The organism is Pseudanabaena sp. PCC 9330 (assembly GCF_055795045.1).
The window spans coordinates 200,012-225,838 of record NZ_JAYFES010000115.1; the positions used below are offsets into that span (position 1 = coordinate 200,012).

Below are 25,827 nucleotides of genomic sequence, written 5' to 3' on the forward strand. Positions count from 1 at the left end.
CGATAAATTTTGTTGGGAGGTTGGGCTGGAAGCCATAGCGTGACTACCCATCGGGTCAGATTGTTGTGGCCTAACCCAAGCTGGCGAGATCGACGACCCAGCCTTGGCCGCTAACCTCAATGCGATCGCCATTCACGAGCTTTCGACCCCGTCGCGTTTCCACCTCTCCGTTGACTCTGACCTCCCCGTCTTGAATCATCAGCTTGGCCTGTCCGCCAGTGGCGACCACCTGGGTCTGTTTAAGAAATTGATCTAGCTTGATGTAGTCGATACTAGGCATAGCGCAAGAAGGGTTGATGTAGATAAATTTTATTCGGTGGCATCCCCACAGATGCTCAGAAGATGTTCAGAGCAACAGAAAGTCTTCCACTCCAGAGCCTCGATTGCCCCTTACACTCGACATAGAGCGTTTACAACAGGGCTATCCGCAGAGGAGCACAATGTTAACAAACCACCAGCTTCTGCAAGAACTGAGGCAAAAACAGCATCAGTTGGAGCAGTTTCGCCACGCTGTCGGGAAGTCGCTCCAGCTAATGCTAGACCAGCACGACTGGGGCATTGTGACCGGGGCCGGGCATGGGGGCTTGCCCCTGCTTACCCTCCGCCTTGACCACCGCATCGCCCTTGACGATCCCTTTCTAATGGCCCTGGCTGAAGAGGCTGAGCAAACCTGGGGGCCTATCGACTTTGCCCTCTTTTCGGGCGAAACCCAGACTCCGGTGCGGGTACTCAGCCGCACTCTGCTAGACCAGCGATGGCGATGGCGGCAGTCGAGCCGCTAGCAACAGTAGCAACACCTCTAGCCTAGAGAGCGTCTCTGCATGACATAGATCAGAAGCTCAATTTAAGGGCGTTGACCGGTACCTCTTCCCACGACTCTACCGTGCGCATCTGGGCTATCCACCCAGCAGCCTTCTGATCATCGGTAAGGTCATCTAAAAAAGACCGATGGCAGGCCTGAGCCTGAGCCTCGTCGATACAGGCAATGCAAGAGTAGATAATACCGGACGGATCAATTTGCTCGTTGACCCAAATCATAAACGCCTAACCCTTTACATAGTGTCCACCGACTCTAGCACCTCTGTCTCCAGCCCAGCATCTAAATCTACGGCTCAAGTCTGAGGCTAACCCTAAGATGCAGCCATCTGAGGGGTTGCAACACTCTCTACGGTTTGACGCAGCTCGGCGATCGCCTGAAGCTGGTAATCGTTGACTTCCTGGAGCTTAGTCACCCCACCGGCCAACCCATCCAGCGACTGTCGTAGCCCGTGAATGCTCTCCTGAGCCGGGTTCAGCAACTCTTCGCAGACTGCCAGTTTACCCATCAGAGCGGCTAGGTCTTGCTGCTGCTGACGGATCTGGCTTTCAAAAGTCTCTACCTCAGTACGTTGGGCCGTTAGGGCTGCCTCCGCACTCTCGATATCGCGCTTGAGCTGACTGACCCCTTCCTGGGTCTGTTTGATCTCTGTCTCAAGAGCTTGAATGGCCTCAGTGGTCTGCTGACGTTGACCGTCGACCGATTCTAAAAGAGGTTCTAGATTGACCATGGCGGCCACCGATTCTTCTACGGCTAGCCCCTGGCGCCGCCGTAGTACGGCCTGGTGCTGGGTCAACACTTCTCCCCGTTCGAGCAGGTTGCGTCGCTGTCCGACCAGAGTTTCGTTGAGCATGTCGTAGCGGTCTTGCTCTTCGGCTAGCTCTGTCTCTAGCTGGAGGCGCTCAAACTCACTGGCCTGCTCAATCTTGTCTTTGACCTCATTGACCACCTGCAGCTCTAGACCCAACTCTTCTTCTTGATCTGAGACAAAGCGCGACATTTTCTCCAGGTCTTTTTCGAGATCACCTACCAGGGTTTGGAGATGATCTAAGTCCATAGCCTCTAGGACAGCCACATCCACTTTTTTGCTCAGGCGCACTTTATCGGTGGTGTTGAGCAGGTCGTAGATTTGCTGGTGGAGGTTGGTCTGGGTTTGCAGGGTAATCGAGAGAGCTTGAACTTGCTCCTGCTGAGTCTTGAGAGACTGCTGACGCAGCTTGAGGTCTTCCCGCTTGGCCCCTAGGGCTGCCTCAGCCTGATGCCAGTCAGCCCAACGTTGATCGAGCTGATTAGCCTGCTGATTGAGATCCTGCTGCCGTTGATCGAGCTCTTGACGCTGGCTTTCGAGAGATTGGCGATAGTCCCCCAGCAAATTTTGGTGATAGCTGAGCCCGTCATTGGCGTTGTTGAGGGGGTCGCGCAGAGCTTCGACAGGAACAACGGCCTCGGTTAAGCGGCTGAGAGCAGCCTGTAGAGTAGCGATCTGAGCTGGGTCTAAGCCAGAGTCGCCCCCCTCCGCCCGCCTTTCTTCTAAGCGGCGCATTTCACCGTTGAGGTGGGCCCAGGCACCTTCTAAATCCTGGTTTTTGCGGTTAAGTTCTTCCTGCTGCTGTTCAAGGGTTTGGCGCAGCTGATCGAGCTCTTGACGCTGGGCATCAATTCGTTCAACGTCGGCTTCAGCTTGCTCTACCTGCTCTTGGCGAGTTTCTAGTTCTAGCTCCCGGCGGTTGAGCTCTTGACTCTGAAAGGTCAGAGACTGCTTCCATTGCTCAATTTCTTCTTCTTGGGTTTTGGATTTTTTGCTCAGGTTTGAGAAGTTTTGCAGAATGCTGGTCAGAGTACGGCCAGCCTCATAGTGACGCTGTATCTGGCGGTTGTTGCTGACCTCTACCATCACTAAGGCACCAGCGTTGTAGGAGGCATCGTCTGGGGCGACCAGAGTCTCTTCTCCGGTGACCGTGCTCCAGCTATGTTCGCTGCGCTGACAGGCAAGCAGCTTAAACTCTGGCTTGCCGCTGCCGATAAATCCGGTCTTTTTTTGCACTTCTGCTAGGTACAGCACGCTGGTGATCCTTGTGGCTTAGAATGGCAACTCTAGTGGGTTAGGCAAATAGAAAGCAATTTAGACGTTATCAATCTTGACAGCATAACGAAACTCTGGGGAATGGCTCACCCGGCACTAGGCGAATGGGGCATTGTGTCACTATGACCTTTTTCACTCCAACCGTAGCTCAGAGAACTCATCGCTGGGGAATGTATACTCTGATCTCTCACTATCTTAACCAGGATGCCCCCTAAACCCCGATCGAGAACACGGCATTGGCTTGGCTGAGGCGATCGCAGTGGCGATCAGCATCTCTTAGAAAGGACTCTATACTAGAAGCCTAGACAACCGCCGTCGTATAGAGATTACCCAGGGTAGTAGATGTGGATATAGAGTTATCGGTTCCGGCATAGATGCTGCAATGTATAGCTCAGCATCTATAGGCCAGCGCCAAGCCAACGAGGCAATCTCATCGAGCTAAACGTGCAAAAACTTGCCCTCTAGGGCATTCTCATTGGACAGGCTGAGCTTGACTCCGCTGCTACAACTGGCCTGTTAGTACAGGTGCTGTTCCCATGGTTGGGTTGCCTCATGCAGGGTTACTTATCAGAAATTGATATCCGCAGTATTTTGCAGCTGATTGAGCTGGGACAGCGCACTGGCGAACTCTATTTGGAGAGCTATGGCAGCTCTAGCTCTCAAACAGGGCAGCCCAATGAGGGCTTTCTGCATAACCCTGACCCTCCCTCCTGGATTATGTTTGTGGCCAATGGCCAGTTGGTCTACGCTGGCACCACCGACAACCGCCTTGATCGACTGCGTGACCACCTGCATCGCTATGGGCTCGATCAGGGTCTGCCCGACCCCAGCACCACTGCTGCGATCGCCGCGTTTAACTCCTTGGAGTACGGCACCCTCTGGGCACTGCTAGAGCAGCATCAAATTACTCCAGACCAAGGACGCAGCATTCTCAGCCACATGGTGCATGAGACCCTGTTTGATCTGCTCAGTTTGCACCACGGGGCCTTTGTCTTTCAGCTCAGCTCGGCCCTCAGCCCCCAGCTCATGACCCACCCCATCGGCGATCTGGTGGCGGGCTTGACTCAGCAAATTCAAGCCTGGCACCAGCTTCATCCCCATTTACAGTCTCCCGATCAGTGTCCGGTGTTGCTGGCACCCGAGGCATTTCGAGCTGGCGTATCTGACCAGGGCTACCAGCGCATGGTGACCTGGATGGACGGCAAGACCTCAATTCGCCGCATCGCTCGCTATCTCAGCCGCGATCTGTTGAGCGTCGCCCGCAGCCTCGTGCCCGCCATTCAGCAGGGGCAGATTAGCCTGGTCTACAGCCCCGACACCGACCACCCCACCCCGACCACCCCCCGCCCCGATCCCGAGCGGCTGCCCCGCATTGTCTGTGTCGACGATAGTGCTACGGTGCGCCAGGCTGTAGAACGCATTCTCGACGGGCAGGGCTACGAGGCCACTTCGATCGGCAACCCGCTCAAGGCTTTGGGGCTGCTGTTTCAGCTACAACCCAACCTGATTCTCTGCGATATCACCATGCCCGAGCTCGACGGCTACGAGCTGTGCGCCATGCTGAGACACTCTAGTGCCTTTCGCCAAACCCCTATTGTTATGCTCACGGGCAAAGATGGCTTTCTCGATCGAGTCAAGGCCAGAATGGTCGGAGCCACCGACTACCTGACCAAGCCCTTTGGCTCTGGCGAACTGCTGGCCCTGGTCGAAAAATATGTTGGCCCTGGCGATCGCGATCGACCTCGCCCCGACACCCTACTCGCCGAGGCGATCGAAGACGAGTTCGATATTGACTTTAGCGAAGCCCCCCTCAGCCGATAACCCCAGGCGGTAACGGCAACCTGGTAACATTCCTTAGTTTCACCAGGGTTTTTGCATCAATTTCGATAAGATTCGCCATAATCTAAACAACTGGGTTGATTAATTTGTCTAAACCTAAAGTGTTGCTGATGTTTGGGGGTACTTTAAGACCACAGACGGAGCACAAAATTTGGAGCCGCAACCTCTGCCCTTCCTAAGCAGAACGTTAGAACGCTAGCCTCCTTGCCATCGGTCATATTGACCAGCGCAAGCGATCGATAGCCGCCTGGCAACACTCAACGTATGGCCACCTCAGGAGGCTATTTAAAGCAACCCATGGGCACAGTTTTAGTGGTGGAGGACAGCATTCCTCAACGGGAGATGATTACCGAACTATTGCGAGGTATGGGGCTGAGCGTCACTGTTGCCAGCGATGGCCTAGAAGCGCTTGAGCAAATTAAAAACCAGCGGCCAGATATGGTAGTACTCGACATCGTTATGCCCCACATGAATGGCTACGAACTATGCCGCCGGATCAAAGCCGACCCCGCCACCCAGAACATGCCAGTCGTGATGTGCTCCTCCAAAGGCGAAGAATTTGATCGCTACTGGGGCATGAAACAGGGCGCAGACGCTTACATTGCCAAACCGTTTCAGCCCACTGAGCTGATGGGCACGGTGAAGCAGTTACTCAGGGGATAGTTTTTATATAGGGCTTATGGTAGGTAATCCTGACTTTCTCACCCAGACTGGGCAAGACCAAGATCCAGAACTGCAAGAGCTAGAGACGCCCGATGGTGAGCTCTTCCTGCGTTTTTTTGTCACCGCTGAAGACGAGTTTGCTCTGCCTGCTACCGGCATTCGCCGCATCATTGAGCAACCTCCCGATCGCATCACCCCCATCCCCAACGTGTCGCACCTATTGTTGGGTACCCTCAACGAGCAGGGACGGGTGGTGTGGGTGGCCGACCTGGGGCAATTTCTCGGCTACTCCTCAGTACTCAACACCGACCGGCCCGAGATCTCAGTAATCGCCATCGAAGATCAGGGAACTATGTTAGGCTTGGCCGTTAACCGAATTGTCGGCACTCGCTGGCTCAGCCCCGACAAGACTCGGGCCTCTGACACCAGCCCAGACACCATGGCTCCGTTTTTGCGCGGTGAATGGGTGCTTGACTCTGAAGAGAACAAGACCCTCAGGCTGCTTGACCACGTTGCGGTAATTCGCTCGGCCCGCTGGGCCACCTAGGGCAGAGCCCCTTTCCACCCTTTTAGGACACTTGCACCGGCAGGAGAAGACCATGGCTTCCAGCATCGATTACTCTCAGGCCTACCAAAAAGCGGAAAAGGCCTACGTTCAGGGCAACTACCCCGAGGCGGCAGCGGTTATCGATCAGCTCGCTGATGATTATCCCGATGACCCCAGCGTCCTGCTGCTGCGAGGCCATATCTACTGCTACGGACTGCAACGCTACGACGTGGCCGCCGCCCAGTACAGTACCGTGCTTGACCTCACCTCAGAGCCTGAGTATGTCGACTATGCCAGCAACGGCCTAGACTATGCCAATCAGTTCATCTCAGGGACGGCGGTCGAGGTAGATGCCGATGCCGGAGACACGTTCTTTGATGCCAACGCTTCGCTGTCTATGGGGTTAGAAAGCAGGGGGTTAGAGAGTAGCTTTGGAGCCAACCGTGCGGTCGACCCCCTCGATCTGAGTGACTTTAGCCTCGATGATGGTGAGCACGATGAGTTGCCCCTCTCAGGGGTAAATGATCTCGAAATGGGCGACTCATTTGCCGCCGATCCCTTTGGCAGTGACCCGTTTGCGGGCGATCCCTTTGTCGCGGATGGCGATGATCCTTTTGCTACCCCCTCCTCAGGGTCTGACATGAGGTCGCTCTCCTTGGGGAATCAAAACTGGGCTGAGGGTGGTGATGTAGACGATATCACCTTCGATGATGACGCCTCTCTTGACTCCTTAGAAGTCGGTGTTGGCGACGATCCTTTTGGAGCTGGAGCCTACGACGATATCGATATGGTCAACCAGGGCTGGCCCCCCGCCGACGACGGCGGTGACGACATGACGGTGTTTGCCCCAGAGCCCGATCTGCTCGACGACGACCTAGATACCGCTGGCGATAGTGGCAGCAGCTCGGGCTACGACGCCTATGACAATGGCTATAGCTCAGGTTTAGAAGCCAGCGCTCAGCCCAGCAGTAATGTCGATTTTTTAGACGAGTTTAGTGACTTTGACGATCTGGGCAATCTCCCCGACTTTGAGCTATCCGATAGCTCAGCCGGTTTTACAACCCCATCGGTGGGTACCTCGGGGCTCAGTTCTACCGACGATAACAGCAGTTTTATCATTGGCTCTTCAACCTTTGATCTGGGCGATGCCGGTGACCAGGCGGTAATCAGCGACGACGATATCTTCAGCATTGCCGGGGCTGCGGAGAGCTTACCAGTCTTTAGTCAGGGCGATGACCTGGGGGTTGAGGCCGTCGCTGATCAACACTGGCTTGCCTTCTTGGACAATGCCCCGCTGCCAACCAAAGAAATGATTGTGGCGATCGCCGCTGGTGTAGCCTCGACCCTGGCGGTTGGGGTCGTCAACTTTGCCGCCTCAAATCTACAACCGGGGCGATCGATGCCCAAGGCCGTCCATGCGGCTATGGCTGTGGCCGGCGGTGTGGCAGGGTTTGGCTCTGCTCTGGTGGTTGGGCGGTTGTCTCATCGTCAGATGAGACGCAGCGTCGAAGACCTGCAGGCCCAGTTAAATACCGTGATTCAGGGCAATTTGTCGGCCCGAGCCACGGTGTTTACCGAAGATGAGTTTGGCCATTTAGCCAGCAGTTTTAACAAGATGTCGCGGGTCATTCTCACCACCACCAGCGAGGCTCAGCGTAAAGCTCAGGAACAGGAGCAAGCAAAAGAAGACTTGCAGCGTCAGGTGATTCGTCTACTAGACGACGTGGAAGGGGCGGCTCGGGGCGACCTAACGGTGCAGGCGGAGGTGACTGCTGACGTGCTGGGGGCTGTGGCCGACTCCTTTAACCTCACCATTCAAAACCTGCGGGAGATTGTGGAGCAGGTGAGTGTGGCGGCCCGCCAGGTGAGTAAAGGCTCGACCGAAAACGAGATCTTTGCCCGCAGTCTGTCGGCAGATGCCCTGCGTCAGGCTGAGGAACTGGCCGTGACCCTGAACTCGGTGCAGGTGATGACTGACTCGATTCAGCGGGTGGCCGAGAGCGCCCGCGAGGCTGAGGAAGTGGCGCGCACGGCATCGTCTACCGCCTTGAAGGGCGGCGAGTCGGTAGAGCGCACGGTGGCGGGCATTCTGGAGATTCGCGAAACGGTGGCAGAGACCACGCGCAAGGTAAAGCGCCTGGCGGAATCTTCCCAGGAAATTTCGAAGATTGTGGCGTTGATTTCGCAGATTGCCTCCCGCACCAACCTGCTAGCCCTCAACGCCAGTATTGAGGCGGCCCGAGCCGGGGAAGCGGGCCGAGGCTTTGCGATTGTGGCTGACGAGGTGCGGCAGCTGGCCGACCGGGCGGCCAAGGCCTCGAAAGAGATTGAGCAGATCGTGCTGCAAATTCAAAGTGAGACCGGCGGGGTGATGACCGCCATGGAAGAGGGTACCCAGCAGGTGATCGAGGGCACCCGCCTGGCGGAACAGGCGAAGCGATCGCTCGAAGACATCATTCAGGTATCTAACCGGATCGACGTGCTGGTGCGATCGATTACCGCCGACACCGTCGAGCAGACCGAGACCTCCCGCGCCGTAGCCCAGGTAATGCAGTCGGTTGAACTCACCGCCCAGGAGACCTCCCAGGAGGCCCAGCGGGTGTCAGGGTCATTGCAGAACCTGGTGGGAGTTGCCCGCGATCTGCTCACCTCGGTGGAGCGCTTTAAGGTCAACAAGTCAGAGGTGTAGGGGCGGTGATGAGCCGACGGGAGTAAGCCAATACGGGTACGGAAGCGTTAAGAGGGGAATCGACATGTCACCTGAAGATCAAAAACGAATCTTGGGTTACTTCATCGAAGAAGCCAAGGATCACCTCAACACCATTGAGCAGGGGTTGCTGAATCTGGGGAACACCGTCGAAGACCCTGAGATGATGAACGAGGTCTTTCGGGCGGCTCACTCGGTGAAGGGCGGAGCCGCCATGCTGGGACTCAACAGCATCTCCCGCACCTCTCATCGGATGGAAGATTTTTTCAAAATCATGAAAGAGGCTAAGTTGCAGCCCGATCGCAGCTTAGAAAGTACTCTTCTGCAAATTTTTGACGGCCTACAGGAGCAGCTAGAGCAGCTTCAGAGCCCCTTTGGCCTCACCGACGACCAGGCTCAAGAAATCATGGCTCAACTGGAGCCTATGTTTGTCCAAGCGGAGTCCCATATCAATGGGCTGATGGCGGCGGCTCCCGCCGCTCCAGCCCCGACCCCGGCGGCAGCCTCCGCCCCAAGACCGGTCGCCGCCAGCGTTCACCCCGAAACCAGCGCTCTACAGCTAGTTTTTCGCAGCGATATACCGGTGCTGCTGCGAGATATGCTGACTACTTTTAAGCAGCCTGATAGCGCCCTGTCGCGTCAAGAGCTGAGCCGCTTGTGTCAGCGATTGCACAGCCTGGGCGAGCAGTTTGAACTCGAGCAATGGTGTGCCTTAACCCAGAACGTGGAACAGGCGATCGCCAACCCCGATCAGACCTACCGAACCCTGGCCCCGGTCGTGATTAAAGACCTGAAACAGGCTCAAGGCCAGATACTAGCAGGAACCCTTGACCAGGTATGCGCCTCCGCTGATCTGCAAAATCTTTTGCCCGCCCCCGCTGTCGAACTGGCCGTGGGCGGCGAAGATGACTCCAGCCTGGACGATCTGCTGGCCGAGGCCCTCAACGAAGGCAGTGCCGCAGAAGACTTGGCCAATCTCTTTGCCACGGCTGAAGAGGGTGACGCTGCCGATCTAGCCCTGATCGAAAATGACTGGCTCGATCAGCTCGATTTAGATGCTTCTGACAACATTACCGATACTGCTCTAGAGCCGGTGCTGGAGTCATGGGATGCACCACTAAAGCCTCGACCAGCGACGTTGCAGGGGCAGAGTACCGGTGGCCCTGCAGTAGGGGCAGCGGAACTAAACAGCTTGGCAGATCTCTTTGAGGTTGACGCTGAGGGGCTGACCGAGATGTGGGAAGACGACGATCTTCCTGAGGTGTCGCTGGCTGACCTGGGATTAGATGACACCTCCGACGCTACGGATGCAGAATTTGCCGACCTGCTGCTGGATGACAGCAGTGCTAGCGCCCTGGGAGCAAGCGAGATGGAGGCAAGCGAAATCGATGACATGGCCAGCCTGTTTGGCTATGACCTTGATGCCTCCCCCTCCCTAGAGCCAGACTCTTTCACCGAGCCCACAACAGAACCTCTAGTAGACCTGCCAGAAGACTCTGCCCCATCGCCTGCCTCTACCGCCGTAGCCGATGCCTTAGATGATTTTCTCACTGAGTCAGCAGCTGCCCCCGAGGTTGCGATCGGACCAGCAGACACTGCTGGGGATGATTTTTTTGCCTTCGATCACTCTACTGCTGCTCAAGGGCCTAAGACTGGCTTTGGCGAAGAGTTAGAAGACTTTTTTGACTCCGTAGAGCATGGGCCAATTGACGATGATGATGCTCAAACGATGCCCGAGTTCAACTTTGACAGTGGGCAAGAGGACGATCCCTTCGGGGATTTGGCTCTGACCGACAACGGATTTGCCTCGCCCCTGACCGCCGCCGCCGATTTAGACCTCGCCCCGGCCGATCTTGACTCACCAGCACCGGTCGCTGGCGCTATCCCTGACGCCTTCGACTTTGATGATTTCTCCTGGGATGATGGCATTGTTGATGCTGACGCCCCGATTGCCGCCGTGGACAATCTGGTCGATTTTGGGGAGATGGCCAATCTTGCCGATGTCTCAGAGCCCCCAGCTACCGCTAGTGCCGATCTATTTTTTGAGGCAGATCTCGACCTAGCACCAGCAGAAGCTCCTGCCACGGCGGACAGGGGGTTCGATGACAATTTCCCCGCTGTCGATCGCCCGGAGGTTGCTGCGCCATCCCCCGACCTTGGTGACGATGGCTTTGACGAGCTAGAAGCCCTGCTAGGCGAAGACCTGCTGGAGGATGCCCCCCCGGAAGTGGCTAGCGTCTCCAATGGCAGAGAGCCTGCCGCTCTAGATACCAGGGGTGACGAGCAATCTCTCCCTGCCAATGGGGCTCAACCCTTAGAGGGCGATGAAGACGGCTTTGGCGATCTCGAAAAATTGCTCGAAGAAGCCGATCAACTGGGGGGCTCAGCCCCGAGCCTCAGTGGTCGCCGGTCAGCCATGCCCACGGCGCGGCGATCGCCGCGCCGCGCCAGCAGCACCGCTGACCAAACCATGCGGGTTTCGGTGGGCCACCTCGACACCCTCAGCAACCTGGTGGGCGAGCTAGTGGTCAACCGCAACTCCCTAGAGCAGGATCAGGAGCGACTGCGGCAGTTTCTCGACAATTTGCTGCACCAGGTGTCTCAACTCAACGATGTGGGCCAGCGCATGCGCGATCTCTACGAGCGATCGCTGCTCGAAAGCTCCCTGATTGCCAACCGCCAGGCCTTTGCCCTACGCGGTGCCGATCGCGGTGGCAGCAGCCACGCCACCGGCGCTACCTTTGACGCCCTAGAGATGGATCGCTTCACCGGCTTCCACACCCTATCCCAGGAGATGATCGAACTGATTGTGCGGGTGCGGGAGGCATCGTCGGACATTGAGTTCACCATCGACTCCACCGACCAAATCGCTCGGCAGTTTCGTCAGGTGACCACCCAGCTCCAGGAAGGGCTCAATAAGGCCCGCATGGTGGCTTTTGGCCAAACTGCCGATCGACTGCCTCGGGCCGTGCGCGACATTTCGCTCCAGTGTGGCAAAGAGGCAACACTGGTGGTCGAAGGGCGCGACACCCTAATCGACAAAATGATTCTTGAGCGCCTCTACGACCCGATGACCCACCTGGTCAACAATGCCATTACCCACGGTATCGAGTCACCTGAGGAGCGCCTGGCCACGGGCAAACCTCGGGAGGGCACGATCACGGTGCGGGCCTTTTACCAGGGCAACCAGACCGTCATCTACATCGCCGACAACGGCGGCGGCATCAACCCGGCAGTGGTCAAGGCTAAGGCTCTTAAGCAGGGGCTGATCACCCCGGCCGAAGCCCAGACTATGACCGAACTTGAAGTCTATGACCTGCTGTTTTTGCCAGGCTTTAGCACCCGAGAGCAAGCCGATAGCTTCTCTGGGCGCGGCGTGGGTATGGATGTCGTGCGCACAGCCCTAGCCGACATTCGCGGCTCGATCACGATTGAGTCTGAGGTGGGCAAGGGCACCAGTTTCACCATTCGCCTGCCTCTGACCCTGAGCATTACCAAGGCCCTGAGCTGCGTCAACAACCAAGCTCGCATTGCCTTCCCCATGGACGGGGTCGAAGATATGTTCGACGTCCCTAAGGAGCGCATTCAAACCGATGCCCAGGGGCACGCTTGCATCCTTTGGCGCGATACGCTGCTGCCCTTCCGGCCTCTAGGAGATCTGCTGCACTTCAACCGTAGCCTGGGCCGAGGTCGAGTCTACGGCGGGCCTCAGGATGAGGGGGTGGTTTCTATCGTGGTGCTGCGCAGCGCCAGTGCCTTCATCGCCCTCCAGGTTGACCAGGTCATTGGCGAACAAGAGATTGTCATTAAGCAGCTAGAGGGGCCGGTGCCCAAGCCCATGGGCGTTGCCGGGGCGACGGTGCTGGGCGACGGTCGGGTCATGCCTATCGCCGATGTGCTAGAGCTGATCGATCTGGCCAGCGGTCGCGTGCGCCGTGATGTCTCGACCTCGCTGTGGACGAAGACGGCGGCGGATGAACCCGAGGAGGCGATCGCCCAAAACGATCCAACCGTGCTGATTGTTGACGACTCGATTACGGTACGTGAGCTGCTGTCGATGAGTTTCAACAAGGTGGGCTACCGAGTCGAACAGGCCCGCGATGGCCAAGAAGCCTGGGAGAAACTGCGGTCTGGCCTGCCCTGCGACCTGGTCTTCTGCGACATTGAAATGCCCCGCATGGATGGTCTAGAGCTGCTGTCACGCATTCAAAAAGACGAGGATCTCAGCCAGATTCCCATCGCCATGCTGACATCGCGGGGCGCCGATCGCCACCGACAAATGGCCGTAGACCTGGGCGCTAAAGGCTACTTTACCAAGCCCTACCTGGAAGAAATGCTGCTGGATGCCGCCCAGCGCATGCTCAAGGGTGAGAATATGATCGCCAAACGAGCCCCGAAGCTGACTGAGTAGCCCGTAACCCAGGGCCAACCCCGCCCCTCTGATACCAAATCCGAGTCACATAACCCCGATTGCCAAAAGGCCGAACCGTAGGGGGAAACGGTTGTTTGCCCTGCTGAGTCGGGGGTAGCCAAGGAGGATTTAGTCTGACTCCTAATCCCCAGGAGTCAGAGGAGCGGGGATGGCTTGGAAGGTGCCCTAAGGATCTAAAGGCCTAACGATGACGGCATCGCCCACCGCTAAGCCCAGCTCTGTCGATCGCCCAGCCCGGAGCTCAATCACTTGATCGACGAGCTGGCCGTCGGGGCCATAGGTGGGACAGGGTTCGGCGAGACAGGGGGGCACATCGGCGGCGATCGCCTGAATGGTACCCTGGTAGACAAACACCATGTCCAGCGGCACCGGCACGTTTTTCATCCAAAAGCTGACCGGGCGGGGACGCCCCAGGGGAAACAACATGCCGCGATCGGCGGGTAGAGCATCGCGGTACATCAGCCCGAGGGACTGCTGCTGAGGAGTTGTCGCTACTTCGAGAAAAATCTCTTCACCACCCAAGGTGGTCACCGCCGTGATCGGCAACTGCTGGGCGCGGGGGTCGGCCATGGGCACATCGGCGGGAGTCGTAACCGGTGGGGCTGAGTCATCACTAGCCGTCGGAGACGCTGGGTCGGGAATCGGCCCACACCCCACCCCAAACACTAGAGCCCCGGCCACTAGACCAAGCAACAGGTGCCCTCTGAGCCAGAGGCCCAACCGACGATTAATAAGGAAAGGAGAAGGGTAGGTCATTGCGAAGGCTGGAAAGAGTGGAGGTAATGGCCCCGGCGGGCAGGCTCTATTCTAGCTTTTGCACCTCTAGCTTTCGCGCAGCACGTAGCCCACCCCGCGCACGGTTTGAATCAGGCGTTTGTCGTCTTCACCGTCGATTTTGAGGCGCAGATAGCGCACGTACACCTCAATTACATTCGACTCACCGAGAAAGTCGTAGCCCCAGACATTCTCAAGAATTTGCTCCCGAGGCAGCACCTCGCGGGGGTGCTCCATGAGGTACTTGAGCAGCTCAAATTCTTTCATGGTGAGATCGATGACGCGATCGCCCCGCAGGGCATGACGGCTCTCAAGATCGAGGGTAAGATCGCCAAACCGCAGGCTTTCGACCTCGCCGGGGGTAGCCTGTAGGTAAAGCTGCACAATTTTTAAGAAGGCATCGGCCCGGTAGGGCTTAAGAAAGTAGTCGTCAGCGCCGCACTCTAGGCAGGCTACCCGGTCTTCGAGGCTGTCTTTGGCCATGAGCAGCAGAATGGGAGTTTTGACTCCCTGATTGCGCAGGGTTTGACATAGGGTGAGGCCCGACTCACTGCCTAGAAGGCGATCGACCACAATCAGGGCGGGGGTGCTCTCATTGGTCAAGGCCAGCCCAGCTTTAGCGCTGGTAGCGACCACAGCATGATAGCCAGCCTCTTGCAGGTCGAGGGCCATCTGCCGGGTTTGGCCTTCGTTGGTGCCGACGAGTAAGATGTGGCCGCTCTGATCGACGGTGGGTGTGCCCATAGAGTGGTCTCAACGCCTAGGGAGTTGCTGCGAAAGATCGCCGAGTTGATGCCTTGGAGAGATAACCCCCAAAGTACCGCGATTATAGCGCGGCACCCGACCGGGAATTTTTTCGGAAAATCCTTTGGCCGAAAGGTTTGCGTCTGTGCGATCGCCCCACGCTGAAGCCAGCCTAGTCGGGTGACACCGGCTCTTCTTTTTGCTGGCGCATCAGCTCTGGCCCCCGAGAGGTGCCCAGGCGAGTAGCACCAGCCTGGATCAGGGCCACGGCCTGGGCTGCTGTACCGATACCGCCGCTGGCCTTAATACCCACCCGTCCCTGGGTGAGTTCCCACAGTTGCTGCACTACTGCGACGGTGGCCCCGCCCTGCCAGCCGGTGCTGGTTTTTAAAAATGAGACGCCAGCATCCATACAGACCTCGGCGGCGAGGGCGATCTCGGCGGGGCTGAGCACAGCGGTTTCGAGAATGGCTTTGACCAACAGGCCGGTCTCTTCGCAGATGGTGGCAATCTCGCGGTGGATGGCCTCGGTGTTGCCTTCCTTGAGCCAGCCCAGGTTGATCACTACATCGAGCTCATCAGCTCCGCGTTCGGCGGCTTCTTGAGCCTCATAGAGCTTGGTGGTAGAAGTGGTGGCCCCAGTGGGGAAGCCAATCACGGTACAGACTTTGACCTTGGTGTTGTGCAGTCGATCGACCGCCTCGGCTACGTGGCTAGGGGCTATGCACAGGGCCGCAAACCCGTAGCGATCGCACTCTGCAGACCACTGGGCTACCTGCTCTGAGGTAGCGATCGGGCTGAGCAATGAATGGTCAATGTAGGGGGCCAGATCGATGCCATCGTCTGCCGTGGGTCGTCGAGCCATAGGGTCACCGCTGTGAGTTGCCAACCCTTAGTTTGGCAGTTAATGAGCCCCAGCGTCAGACTGGGTTATGCCAAGTTCCGCTAGAGTGAGATCGCACTGTGGCGCATTTAGAGGGCGTTTAGCATCGTGGCTTCAGATCTGACTTCAGGGCCGATTTATCTCTACAGCATTTGCCCCACCCCCTTGCAGCCGCTGCCCTTGCCCCAGGGGCTGGCCGAGCCCACCCAGCTGATCGCCGTTGACGGCATTGCTGCTCTGATCGAAACCGGCATCGATTTAGAAAGCGTGCAAACCGACGAACCTCAGCTGCTCAACGCTGTGCTCAGTCACGATCGCGTCATCTGCGAGCTATTTCAGCAGACACCACTGCTACCCCTGCGGTTTGGTACCCAGATCGCCTCGATCGAGCATCTCAAGGCTCACCTAGCCAGCCAAAAAGCCGACTACACCGCCAAACTCAACATTTTGGCACCCAAAGTCGAGTACCAGATCAAGCTCATCGCCCGGTCAATAGACCTGCCTCCCCTGCCCGAGGGGCTAGCCGGGCGCGACTATTTTTTGGCCAAAAAACAACGCCTTCAAGACCAAGGCGATGCCCAAGAGCAGCAGCAGCTAGAGCTGGGCCAGATCTTAGACGCTATCTCGGACACCTACAGCGACTGCATCGAGACCGAGGCCCCCGCCGGGGAAGCGCGAATCTATATTTTGGTAGACCGTGGGCAAGACAGCCTAGAGCAGTGGATGGACGAGGTGCGATCGCAGCTCGTCCACTGGCAAATCCTGATCAGTGAACCGCTTCCCCCCTACCACTTTGTCTAGTCCATCTCCCCACGACCTACCCCCTGACTCTGCCTAAGGCCCCACCTGAAATTCGGGATAGGCCTCCATCGAGTGTTCGCCCAGGTCAAGCCCCTGAATTTCTTCTGCGTCGCTGACGCGAATGCCGATGGTGGCCCGCAGCAGTAGCCAGCACACCAGGCTAAAGACCACCGTAAATGCCCCCACCGCCGCAATGCCCAACAGCTGCACCAGCAGTTGTTGAATACCTCCCCCCATAAACAGTCCGGCCAGAGGGCCATCGGCCTCGCCATACCAGCGATAAACCCCCGGCGGGGCGCTAAACAGACCCAGGGCCAGGGTGCCCCACACCCCACACACCAGATGCACCGACACCGCACCCACCGGATCATCAATTTTGAGCGAGTCCAACACCGTGACGGAGAAAACTACGACCACCCCAGCCACCAGCCCAATCAGCGCCGCACTGCCCAAATTGACGTAGGCGCAGCTAGCGGTCACCGCCACCAGCCCGGCCAGCACGCCGTTGATAATCATCGACAAATCAGGCTTGCTGAGGTAAATCCACGAGGTGACGGTAGCGGCTAGCCCCCCCAGGGCAGCGGCGATGTTTGTAGTCACGACTATGTGGCTGATCGCAAAGGGGTCGGCGGCCATGGTCGACCCAGGGTTAAAGCCAAACCAGCCCAGCCAGAGAATCAGGCAGCCCAGGGCCGAAATACTCAGGTTGTGCCCCGGCATCGCCACCGGACGAGCCTGAAACCGTCCCCGCCTGGGCCCCAGCAAAATCGCCCCAATCAAGGCTGCCCAACCGCCCACAGAGTGCACCACCGTAGACCCAGCAAAGTCGTAAAAGCCCAGCCCTGAGAGCATGCCGCCGCCCCACACCCAGTGGCCAGTGATGGGGTATGAGATGCCCACCAACAGCAGACTAAAAATAAAGAACGCCAGAAACTTGATCCGCTCGGCCACCGCCCCCGACACAATGGTCGCAGCGGTACCGGCAAAGGCTAGCTGAAAGAAAAACTTAGCTTCTAGCGGCACTCCGGCCCAGTTGAGGGCGCTAAAAGTGCCCTGGTAGGCCTCCCCGATCGCCGGGCTATTGTCGGCCCCCTGAAGCAAAAAGCCCGAAAACCCAAACAGCGGGTTGCCGTCGCCAAACATGAGGCCAAAGCCCACCACCCAAAAGGCCAGAGTCGATAGGCCAAACACAATCAGGTTTTTAGCCAGCAGGTTGACGGCGTTTTTGCTGCGGCAGAAGCCAGTTTCCAGCATGCAAAACCCGGCATTCATAAAGAACACCAGAAACCCTGCTACCAGCACCCAAACCGTATCTAGCGCCACCTGCAGATCGGCAGCCTCGGCCCCCTGGGCCAGAGCCGCAGGGCACAGTAGGGCTAGGACACCAAGGCTGACCCAGGGAATGTAGCGCCAGCGCCCCCCCGGCTGGCTGAGGGGGTGCCATCGCTGACTAACGGCTATTTGTTGCTGCGACATAACGACCACACGGCTCCAATGGACTCTCTCTATAAGCCCATAGGTTGCCATGAAATACCGTTCATGGCGCAGATTTTTATACCAGGGGCAAACTGATAGTCCAGGCTGGCCTGGAAAGGCGACACCAGGGTGATACCCGCCTCACTGACCTGGGGCTTCTCCCTGCACAATCAACACAGCGCAGGCGGCCCGATGCATAACATAGCTACTGACGCTCCCCAACAGCAGTTGCCCAAACCCGCCCAGCCCCCGCCGTCCGAGCACGATCAAATCGGCATCCCAGTCTTTGGCAGCGGTGCAAATTTCACGGCCTGGCTCACCGGTAGCGAAGGTCGCTTCAGCGGTCAAACCATCGCCTTCGAGCTCAGTGACCAGGGTCTGTAGGCGGGTATGGATCGCTTGCTCTTGCTGTTGCCAGAGCTCGATATAGGCGGTTACCGCCCCCGTATCGACGCGGCTAAAGGTGCCCGTCATCGGTATTGATGCTGCGGGAATGGCGTTGAATGGAGGCAGCACCTGCATGATGTTGAGGGCGGCACCGCTGGCTTGAGCGATCGCCCGGGCTTCAGATAACACCTGATGGGTCACGGTCGGTTCACCATCGATCGCCACAAGTATGCGGTGAAACATCGGTCTTGCCTTTTTATAGATGAATAAAATGCAGCGATCGCAGCCAACATCGGCCTCGCTGAGGTCTAGTGTGCCAAGGAAGGGAGGCATCCGGGGCGATCGCAACGTTCTCGTAACCTATGGCTACGCCCTACAGCGCCATTAGTGGTAATTATGGTTTAACCCACCTAGTGAAAGCGCGGCAGTACTCTATGGCCCAGTACCAGCGAATTTTGATCGCGGTCGACCAGTCTGAATTGGCCGAGCCAGTGGTCAACATGGCCATCGACATGGCCAAAGCCCACCAGGCCCATCTGAGAATTCTTCACTGCCTGGCGCTGCCGTTGCCGACCCAACTCGACTTTGGCGATCGCTACCGCGATGGCATTAAAGAGTCGATGGCGATCGCTCAGCAGCAGCTCGACGGCACCCTAGAGCAAACCCGCCAATGGCTCACCGCCCTAGAACACCAGGCCACCACAGCCGGCGTCGACACCACCTGGGACTGGCGCGGCGGCGATGCTGGCCCACAAATTTGCCATGTCGCCGAAACCTGGCCCGCCGATTTGATTTTGATCGGTCGCCGGGGCCGCCGGGGGCTCAAGGCCGCCCTCTTAGGCAGTGTGAGCAACTACGTGATGCACCATGCTCCCTGCTCAGTCTTGGTGGTGCAAGGCAACAGTGACAAGGACAGATAGTTTACCGGGTGTTTAACCCTTGGGAGATAGTACCTTGGCCACGGTCAGGCTCAACGACGGGAACTGGGGTGATTGCAACACTGCATTGTCCTGTAGCTCTTGGACTTCATACAGCCCATCCATCAGCGTTAGCACCGTCACTGTGGCTCTGGACGGGTCAACAATCCAGTATTCGGGAATGCCCCGCGCCGCATACTCCGATCGCTTGTAGCGATAGTCGCGGTCTTCGTTGACCTTGCCGGGGGAAACTACCTCAACGACCAGCAGCGGTGCGGGCATGTCCTCGGTAATGGTGCTGCGGGAACGACCATCTAAAGCCGTCACCAGCTCTGCGCTGAGCACCATAAAATCTGGAATCCGCACTCGCCCGGCAACGACTAGCTCAGTTTTACCCTGCCGCACTCGCTCAAAGGGCAATATTTTCAAGAATTGGGCTACTAAATAGCCGCCGATTACCACATTCTCTTCGCTCTCTGGCGGCATCTCCACGATCTCCCCATTGACAAATTCACAGCGATTTTCTGGGCCTGGATCCAGGCTCAGAAAATCGGCCAGAGAGAGCTTCGTAGCAACCATCAGCAACTCCAGGTATAGGGTGGGCACTGCCCACCATTGATATGGGCCATCACCCTAACCCAAATTCTACTCGTCTGCGTCTGGCTCGTAGGTAGAGGCGACGTGCAGCTCTTTGAGCTGGGCCTCGTCCACCGTCGAGGGGGCCTGGGTGAGCAGGCAGCGGGCCTGCTGGGTTTTGGGGAAGGCGATCGCATCCCGAATAGATTCTTCGCCCGCCAGCAGCATGACGATGCGATCGAGCCCGTAGGCGATGCCGCCGTGGGGTGGGGTGCCGTACTCAAAAGCTTCGAGCAAAAAACCAAACTTGTCGCGGGCCTGGTCTTCGCTGAGGCCAATGGTTTCAAACACCTGGCTCTGCACCTCGGGCTGGTAGATACGCAGGCTGCCGCCGCCGATCTCGTAGCCGTTGAGCACGATGTCGTAGGCGATCGCCCGGGCAGTCTTGAGATCGCCAATATCGTCGGGGTTGGGCGCGGTGAAGGGGTGGTGCAGGGCTTCGAGCCGCTGCTGGTCAGCGTTCCACTCAAACATAGGAAAATCGGTGACCCACAGCAGGTTGTAGATGCCCTCGGGGATCAGGTTCATCTCGCGGGCGATCGCTTGCCGCACCCGATCCAGGGTGGCATTCACAATATCAGTCGGCCCCGCCCCAAACAGCAGCAGTGTGCCCTCGGTGGCGTTGGTGCGGCTCAGCAGCTCCGCCATTTGGTCGGCGTTGAGGTTGTCTTTGATGGCCCCAATCGTATCCACTGCACCATCGGCCCGCACCCGCACGTAGGCCAGGCCCTTGGCCCCAGCATCCGCCGCGATTTTGAACACATCGCCGCCCGGCTTAATTCGCACGTTGGAGATCTGGTCGTTGCCGTTGGGGATGGGCAGCACCTTGACGATGCCGCCGTCGGCGATCGCGCCAGAAAATACCTTAAAACCGCAGTCGCGTACCAGGTCAGACACATCTACCAGCTCCAGGCCGTAGCGGGTGTCGGGCTTGTCGCAGCCGTAGCGATCCATAGCCTCGGCGTAGGTCAGCCGGGGGAAGGGGCGGGGAACTTCAACGCCTTTGACTTCCTTAAAGATATGGGCGACTAGGGCTTCGTTCAACGCCAGGATTTCGTCCTGGGTCATGAAGCTCATTTCCATGTCGAGCTGGGTGAACTCGGGCTGGCGATCGGCCCGCAAATCCTCGTCGCGAAAGCAGCGGGCGATCTGATAATAGCGATCGACCCCTGACACCATCAGTAGCTGCTTAAACAGCTGGGGCGACTGGGGCAATGCGTAGAACTCGCCAGGATTGACCCGTGACGGGACGAGATAATCCCGCGCGCCCTCCGGGGTGGAGCGGGTGAGAATGGGGGTTTCGACCTCGTAGAAACCCTCCTGGTCTTCGAGGAAGCGGCGAATGGCCTTGGTGACTTCGTGGCGAATGCGCAGGTTCTGGGCCATGCGATCGCGCCGCAGATCCAGATACCGATAGCGCAGCCGCAGGTCTTCACGCACGTTCTCAGAGTCGGCAGTGGACACCTGGAAGGGCAGGGGCTTGCGCACCGCGTTCAGCAGCTCGATGGTGTCGGCATAGATCTCCACTTCCCCGGTGGGCAGCTTGGGGTTGATCGCCCCCTCCTGGCGCTGGCTGACCCGGCCCTGGATTTTGACCACGTACTCGTTGCGCAGCGGATCGGCCTGGGGATAGGAGGCGGGGGTGCGCTCAGGGTCACTGACGATTTGCACTACCCCAGTGCGATCGCGCAGATCGATAAAGATGACGCCCCCATGGTCGCGGCGGCGATCGACCCAGCCGAACAGGGTAACGGTGCTGCCAATGTCGCTGGCCCGCAGGGTGCCGCAGTAGTGGGTGCGCATAGTGAGCTGCTTCTATTTCAAATTTCAAAACCTTCCCATTATCTAGGATAGTGGGTGAGCTGGAAACGAAATTTTTTGTATGGTGCAAATCCGCTGCGGGCAGTATCTCATTGCCGATATAGAGGCGATCGTCTTTGACAAAGACGGCACCCTGGCCGACTCCCGGAGGCTATTGCAGCGCACAGCGATCGCCCGCGCCGAGGCCTGTGCCGCCGCCGTCGGTGCTGGGGATGCCGTGGTTCAAGCCTTGCTAGACTGCTTTGGCGTTTCGGCCACCACCATTGACCCCGATGGCCTGATGGCGGCGGGCACCCGCGAGGCCAATCGAGAGGGAGCCGTAGCGGTGCTCGTACAGGCGGGGTACGCCCCGGAAAAGGTGACGGGTCTGGTAGCAGAGTGTTTTGAGGCCGTAAACACTGCCCGCAACGGTAAAGCCGCCTACACACCACCCTTTGAGGGCACCGCCACGATGCTGGAGCGGCTGCACCACAGCCCGCTCAAAATTGGCGTGCTGTCGTCCGATAGCCCCGCCTACGTTGAAGAATTTCTGACCTACTACGATTTAACGCCCTGGGTGCAGGTGGGGCGGGGCACCGCATCGGGGGAGCCGCCTAAGCCCGACCCAACCCTATTAGGGGAGGTGTGCGATCGCCTCCAGGTTTCTGTAGCACGTACCCTGATCGTGGGCGATAGCTGGGCCGATTTTGCCCTGACAGAACAAGCCGGTGCAGCAGGGTTTATCTCGGTATCGGAGCGGTGGGGGCGATCGCCCGTTCCTGGCGCCAGCCTGGTATTAGCCACCTGGAATGATCTCACCTGGGGTAACGACTGATGCCTTAGCCTCCACCCTAGCGCCTAGAGAGAGCAGCCACCTCAGGCTGCAACTGAGCAATAGCGTTGCGAATACCACTGACCACATCTAGCCATGCCTCATCCTGGCTGGGCCATTGGGCAATGGGGCGGCCATCTCTAGGTAAGACCTGCATTTTGTCGAAGGGCGATTCTTTAAAGTCTACAGGCCGCACCACCACCGGAATCACAATTGCCTCGCGATTTTCGTGTTTAGCGATGGCGCGCCTAACCTCCAGATCGTAGGCATAGTCTGAGGCCAGAAAATCGGCGCTAATCAGCAGCAAAATGATCTGCGCCTCTTCCAGGGCAATGCTGATTTCGTTAGCCCACTCAGAGCCGGTTCTAATTTCGCGATCATAGAAAACATCTAGCACTCCCTGGCGTTGCAGCAGGGTGAGATGCTTCATCAGCTCGTTAGCAAAATGCTGATCTTCGAGAGAATAACTTAAAAATAGCTTGACCCCCGAGGTGGTGCTGCGCCAAACGTCAGCTTCAGGCTCGACCAACTGACGAACAGGGCCACGTTTGGCCTTAGCCACGAGCTGATCACGACCCGACATCAGCGTTGCCGTATTGCCCAGGCGTAAAGCAATCAAAGCTGCCAGAGTTTCTAGGGCATAGGCTGCGCTTTCGGGGTCTTTGGTATCTTCTTCGAGCACCGGAATACGCTCCCCAAAGCTCCAGTAGGGCACGTAGGGCAGCCGGGTAAAGTTCAGCAGGTCAGAGGAGCTGATCTGGCGATCGCTCCAATCTAAAAACAGCGGTTCTAGTTTTTGGTTAATAATGTCGAGCCACTCTTGGGCAGTCTCATATTCGACTCGGCCCTCAAAGCGAGTCACCACCGGCAAAACCAGCAGCTTAGCGCGATCAAAAGGCAAATAGTTGCGCTGCTTACGGGCTAAGTTAATGACGTTGTAGGCTCCATCCAGATTTTGGTGATTAGCTGTGAATAACAGCACCAAGAAATCTGGCAGTTGAACGGTACAAATACCACCGATATCGGTAATGCCGGTGCGGCTATCAATTAATATAAAATCAAATTCCTGCTTCCATTCTTTGCGCCTAGCTTCTAAAAAATTGCCGAAGTCATAGGACTCATACAGATCAGACCAATTGAGCGCCTGCATACGCTTCACGTAGGTGTCATCTTGCCGACCAGCGGGCATGAACATTAGCGGTTCGCGGGCGTCGGGAAAGCGCACCTCGGTGACGAAATCACGCCAAGCGCAAGGCGCACCACCGACGTAGGCTTGAATCAGTTCGGTGAGCCCCGGCTGGTTGGGGTTTTGTATCCAGCGGGAGAAATAAAGCTGAAGGCCAGGGGCCTCTAAGTCCCAATCAATGCAGAGGACTCGGTAGCCCCACTTGGCCAACGAAGCTCCAATGCTAGCCATGGCGAAGGTGCGACCAACGCCCCCTTTGTAGGAATAGAATGTGACGACGCTTCCCTCAGTCATTGCAGCCTCGGCAAGGTAACAGAAACGGTCTCATCTTGCTGATCGGGAATGATAATAGGCCAGTCGGGCTGCCAGGGCGGTGCCTGGTCAACTATTGTCCAGATCTCGCCAGCAATGGTCTTGATTTCCTGGGTAAACCCCAAAAAGTCTTGGGTATCGCGAAAACTGCGATCGGGATTGCTCCAGCGACGCAGGTCTCTGCTTTGGGTGCGTTTTGCCTCCGGAGGAAAATGCTCCCCATCGAAAAAAACCACAGGATAGACTAATCCTCTAGTACGATCCTGAGTTCTATAGCCCAGTTGCTCCTCTCGCTTTAGCATACTCTGCCACTCGGCTACACACCAGGGTGAACGAAAGTAATCGGCTGACCAGACCGCCACCACGCAGCGCGATCCCCGCAGGGCCTGTTGCAGTTTTAGCGGCCAATCGTCTGCTGTCTCAATGCTCCGGGTGTCGATAAACAGCTTGGGGTCGCGCGGCATTACCTGGGGCAACCACTCTGCCAACAGGGGATGAAAGTGGTTGTGTACCCAATCTCCTACCGGATTAGCCCGCCGATAGCTCAAAAAGACATCGTAGGTATAGTCGTCGGGCATGGCGGCGAGGGTGGCGTAGGCACCTCATTCTATATCGTTGCCCGAGGGCCAGCCTAGACCGATTCGCCCCCAACCTGACCACACAGCCGCTGATATTGCTGGAGGTGAAGCTGGGCGGAGTGCTGCCAGGTGTAGCGGGGCAAAATAGCCTGGCTGTTGGCAACCAGCGCGCGCGAAACTGCCGGACTCAGTGCTGTGACCATGGCGGCGGCGATCGCCTCCACAGACTCTACATCCACCAGCAGCGCCTGATCGGGGGTGAGAAATTCGGTAAAGGGCGGCTGGTTACCGGTGATCACCGGCAGGCCAGAGGCGAGCGCCTCCATCACTACCAGCCCCCACCCCTCTTTGGTCGAGGGAAAGCAAAACACATCGGCGGCGCGGTACAGCACAGGCAACTCGTCATCGGGAATCACTCCTGGCAGTAGAACCGAGGTACCGATGAGCGGCCCGTGGATCTGTTCCAGATTCTTCGCCAGGGCCAGAAAGTCTTGGCGGTAGGGTTCGTAGTCAAACAGGGTGGCCCCGCCCGCAATCACGAGCTGCGCCTGGGGATAGGTCGTGAGCACCCGAGCAAAGGCCGCCAATAGGCGAATTGAATTCTTCCTGGGCTCGATGCCGCCCACTGTGAGAAAGATGGGGGAGCCGGTCAGGCTGTAGCGAGATTTGATCCCTTCTTCCTGGCCTGAGGGGGTTGGCGAGAAACGCTGGAGGTCGACGCCGTTGACCACCATGGGGGCAGCGATGCCGTACTCGTCGCGAAGGGCCATCTGCCAGCGATCGCTCACACACAGACATAGATCGGGCGTACGAATCGATTTTTCCTGGCATTGCTGAAGGTAGATACTGGCGTAGTCTTCAACGTGGTGCACGGTACGCACAACGCGACTCACTCGCCCCACCGCCTTCAGGTGCACCAGAGCGTTGGCACCGATACAGTCTTGGGCGTGGTAGATATCGTGGCTGACTTCGGGATGGGCCAGAAAATAGTCGACAAATTCTTGAATGCGCTGGCGAATCAGAGCGTCTGTGGCGTCATTTCCAGGGCGATCGGCTGGCACCGGCTGGGCTGGTACCAGCTGCACCCGAGCGGCGGTCGATCGCTCAAAGCCCTGCCCGTCTTTGTCGAGTGCATAGACGCAGACGTCGTAGCCAAGCCCAGTCAGGGCTGTAGCCAACTCTAGCGTATGAACAACACTACCCCGCAGCTTGGTGGAGTAAGTCAACAGGGCAATGGTAAGGGGTCGACCCATGGATGGTTGAAGGAGATGAGGGCAGAGGCAGATACGGAGGTCTGTCCTGGTTTTAGATTTTGGATGGATGGCGGGAAGAGGCTTCTCAAACATTAACGTCAAGGTGGGGAAACCTTAACCCCAACGCTGGAGAGCAAGAGGTATCATCGGAATATATTCG

22 protein-coding genes are annotated in these 25,827 nt (G+C 57.7%); 9 read left to right on the plus strand and 13 right to left on the minus strand.

The annotated features are described in order from the left end of the window. Positions 1-70: 70 nt before the first annotated feature. Positions 71-280, minus strand: a complete 210-nt coding sequence (yaaA, locus tag AC0QKW_RS18240; RefSeq protein ID WP_473152513.1) for a S4 domain-containing protein YaaA — start codon at positions 278-280, stop codon at positions 71-73. A gap of 160 nt (positions 281-440) precedes the next feature. On the opposite strand from yaaA, the gene AC0QKW_RS18245 reads away from it, so the two are divergent. Beyond that, positions 441-782 (plus strand): hypothetical protein, encoded by a 342-nt coding sequence (locus AC0QKW_RS18245; protein WP_473152514.1) that lies wholly within the window; start codon positions 441-443, stop codon positions 780-782. Between the two features lie 49 nt (positions 783-831). Here AC0QKW_RS18245 and AC0QKW_RS18250 read toward each other — a convergent pair whose 3' ends face one another. Continuing rightward, complete coding sequence (locus AC0QKW_RS18250; protein ID WP_473152515.1) at positions 832-1,038, minus strand: glycogen debranching protein; 207 nt, start codon at positions 1,036-1,038, stop codon at positions 832-834. A 92-nt stretch (positions 1,039-1,130) separates the two neighbouring features. After that, on the minus strand, positions 1,131-2,879 hold the full coding sequence (gene hmpF / locus AC0QKW_RS18255; RefSeq protein WP_473152516.1) for a pilus motility taxis protein HmpF: 1,749 nt from the start codon (positions 2,877-2,879) through the stop codon (positions 1,131-1,133). A 573-nt stretch (positions 2,880-3,452) separates the two neighbouring features. Between hmpF and AC0QKW_RS18260 the strand changes: the two genes are divergently transcribed. The 5 genes from AC0QKW_RS18260 to AC0QKW_RS18280 all read left to right on the plus strand — a co-directional run bounded on the left by AC0QKW_RS18260 (position 3,453) and on the right by AC0QKW_RS18280 (position 13,067). Then, entirely contained in the window at positions 3,453-4,721 is a 1,269-nt protein-coding gene (locus tag AC0QKW_RS18260; RefSeq protein ID WP_473152517.1) for a response regulator, read from the plus strand. Between the two features lie 315 nt (positions 4,722-5,036). Further along, on the plus strand, positions 5,037-5,402 hold the full coding sequence (locus tag AC0QKW_RS18265; RefSeq protein WP_473152518.1) for a response regulator transcription factor: 366 nt from the start codon (positions 5,037-5,039) through the stop codon (positions 5,400-5,402). Between the two features lie 16 nt (positions 5,403-5,418). Next, complete coding sequence (locus tag AC0QKW_RS18270; RefSeq protein WP_473152519.1) at positions 5,419-5,949, plus strand: chemotaxis protein CheW; 531 nt, start codon at positions 5,419-5,421, stop codon at positions 5,947-5,949. Positions 5,950-6,001: 52 nt separating this feature from the next. Beyond that, on the plus strand, positions 6,002-8,638 hold the full coding sequence (locus tag AC0QKW_RS18275) for a methyl-accepting chemotaxis protein (protein ID WP_473152520.1): 2,637 nt from the start codon (positions 6,002-6,004) through the stop codon (positions 8,636-8,638). Between the two features lie 64 nt (positions 8,639-8,702). Further along, positions 8,703-13,067, plus strand: coding sequence for a response regulator (locus tag AC0QKW_RS18280; RefSeq protein WP_473152521.1), 4,365 nt, complete (start codon positions 8,703-8,705; stop codon positions 13,065-13,067). Between the two features lie 186 nt (positions 13,068-13,253). On the opposite strand, the gene AC0QKW_RS18285 is transcribed toward AC0QKW_RS18280, so the two are convergent. The 3 genes from AC0QKW_RS18285 to deoC form a co-directional block, all read right to left on the minus strand. Continuing rightward, entirely contained in the window at positions 13,254-13,844 is a 591-nt protein-coding gene (locus AC0QKW_RS18285; RefSeq protein WP_473152522.1) for a DUF192 domain-containing protein, read from the minus strand. A 66-nt stretch (positions 13,845-13,910) separates the two neighbouring features. Further along, the gene (gene nblR / locus AC0QKW_RS18290; protein WP_473152523.1) at positions 13,911-14,606 is read right to left on the minus strand and encodes a response regulator transcription factor NblR; all 696 of its coding nucleotides are present in this window, start codon (positions 14,604-14,606) and stop codon (positions 13,911-13,913) included. Positions 14,607-14,778: 172 nt separating this feature from the next. Further along, the gene (gene deoC, locus AC0QKW_RS18295) at positions 14,779-15,471 is read right to left on the minus strand and encodes a deoxyribose-phosphate aldolase (RefSeq protein ID WP_473152524.1); all 693 of its coding nucleotides are present in this window, start codon (positions 15,469-15,471) and stop codon (positions 14,779-14,781) included. 126 nt (positions 15,472-15,597) lie between these two features. Between deoC and AC0QKW_RS18300 the strand changes: the two genes are divergently transcribed. Beyond that, positions 15,598-16,290 carry a GvpL/GvpF family gas vesicle protein gene (locus tag AC0QKW_RS18300; protein WP_473152525.1) on the plus strand — a complete coding sequence of 231 codons (693 nt, stop codon included), beginning with the start codon at positions 15,598-15,600 and terminating at the stop codon, positions 16,288-16,290. A gap of 33 nt (positions 16,291-16,323) precedes the next feature. On the opposite strand, the gene AC0QKW_RS18305 is transcribed toward AC0QKW_RS18300, so the two are convergent. Both AC0QKW_RS18305 and AC0QKW_RS18310 read right to left on the minus strand, forming a co-directional pair. Next, positions 16,324-17,766 (minus strand): ammonium transporter, encoded by a 1,443-nt coding sequence (locus AC0QKW_RS18305; RefSeq protein WP_473152526.1) that lies wholly within the window; start codon positions 17,764-17,766, stop codon positions 16,324-16,326. A 141-nt stretch (positions 17,767-17,907) separates the two neighbouring features. Then, the gene (locus tag AC0QKW_RS18310; RefSeq protein ID WP_473152527.1) at positions 17,908-18,486 is read right to left on the minus strand and encodes a universal stress protein; all 579 of its coding nucleotides are present in this window, start codon (positions 18,484-18,486) and stop codon (positions 17,908-17,910) included. A 29-nt stretch (positions 18,487-18,515) separates the two neighbouring features. Between AC0QKW_RS18310 and AC0QKW_RS18315 the strand changes: the two genes are divergently transcribed. Further along, on the plus strand, positions 18,516-19,073 hold the full coding sequence (locus AC0QKW_RS18315) for a universal stress protein (protein ID WP_473152528.1): 558 nt from the start codon (positions 18,516-18,518) through the stop codon (positions 19,071-19,073). Between the two features lie 12 nt (positions 19,074-19,085). On the opposite strand, the gene AC0QKW_RS18320 is transcribed toward AC0QKW_RS18315, so the two are convergent. Together AC0QKW_RS18320 and aspS are read right to left on the minus strand one after the other, a co-directional pair. After that, the gene (locus AC0QKW_RS18320; protein ID WP_473152529.1) at positions 19,086-19,649 is read right to left on the minus strand and encodes a Uma2 family endonuclease; all 564 of its coding nucleotides are present in this window, start codon (positions 19,647-19,649) and stop codon (positions 19,086-19,088) included. A gap of 66 nt (positions 19,650-19,715) precedes the next feature. Beyond that, the gene (gene aspS, locus AC0QKW_RS18325; protein ID WP_473152530.1) at positions 19,716-21,509 is read right to left on the minus strand and encodes an aspartate--tRNA ligase; all 1,794 of its coding nucleotides are present in this window, start codon (positions 21,507-21,509) and stop codon (positions 19,716-19,718) included. A gap of 79 nt (positions 21,510-21,588) precedes the next feature. On the opposite strand from aspS, the gene AC0QKW_RS18330 reads away from it, so the two are divergent. After that, positions 21,589-22,341 carry an HAD family hydrolase gene (locus AC0QKW_RS18330; protein WP_473152531.1) on the plus strand — a complete coding sequence of 251 codons (753 nt, stop codon included), beginning with the start codon at positions 21,589-21,591 and terminating at the stop codon, positions 22,339-22,341. Positions 22,342-22,357: 16 nt separating this feature from the next. Here the strand turns inward: AC0QKW_RS18330 and AC0QKW_RS18335 are convergent, their stop codons facing one another. The 3 genes from AC0QKW_RS18335 to AC0QKW_RS18345 are packed head-to-tail and all read right to left on the minus strand — an operon-like array spanning position 22,358 to position 25,667. Continuing rightward, positions 22,358-23,818, minus strand: a complete 1,461-nt coding sequence (locus AC0QKW_RS18335; protein WP_473152532.1) for a KGGVGR-motif variant AAA ATPase — start codon at positions 23,816-23,818, stop codon at positions 22,358-22,360. Beyond that, positions 23,815-24,414 (minus strand): toll/interleukin-1 receptor domain-containing protein, encoded by a 600-nt coding sequence (locus AC0QKW_RS18340; RefSeq protein ID WP_473152533.1) that lies wholly within the window; start codon positions 24,412-24,414, stop codon positions 23,815-23,817. The genes AC0QKW_RS18335 and AC0QKW_RS18340 overlap by 4 nt, the downstream gene beginning before the upstream one ends. 53 nt (positions 24,415-24,467) lie before the next feature. Beyond that, positions 24,468-25,667 (minus strand): MSMEG_0565 family glycosyltransferase, encoded by a 1,200-nt coding sequence (locus AC0QKW_RS18345; protein ID WP_473152534.1) that lies wholly within the window; start codon positions 25,665-25,667, stop codon positions 24,468-24,470. Between the last annotated feature and the right edge of the window lie 160 nt (positions 25,668-25,827).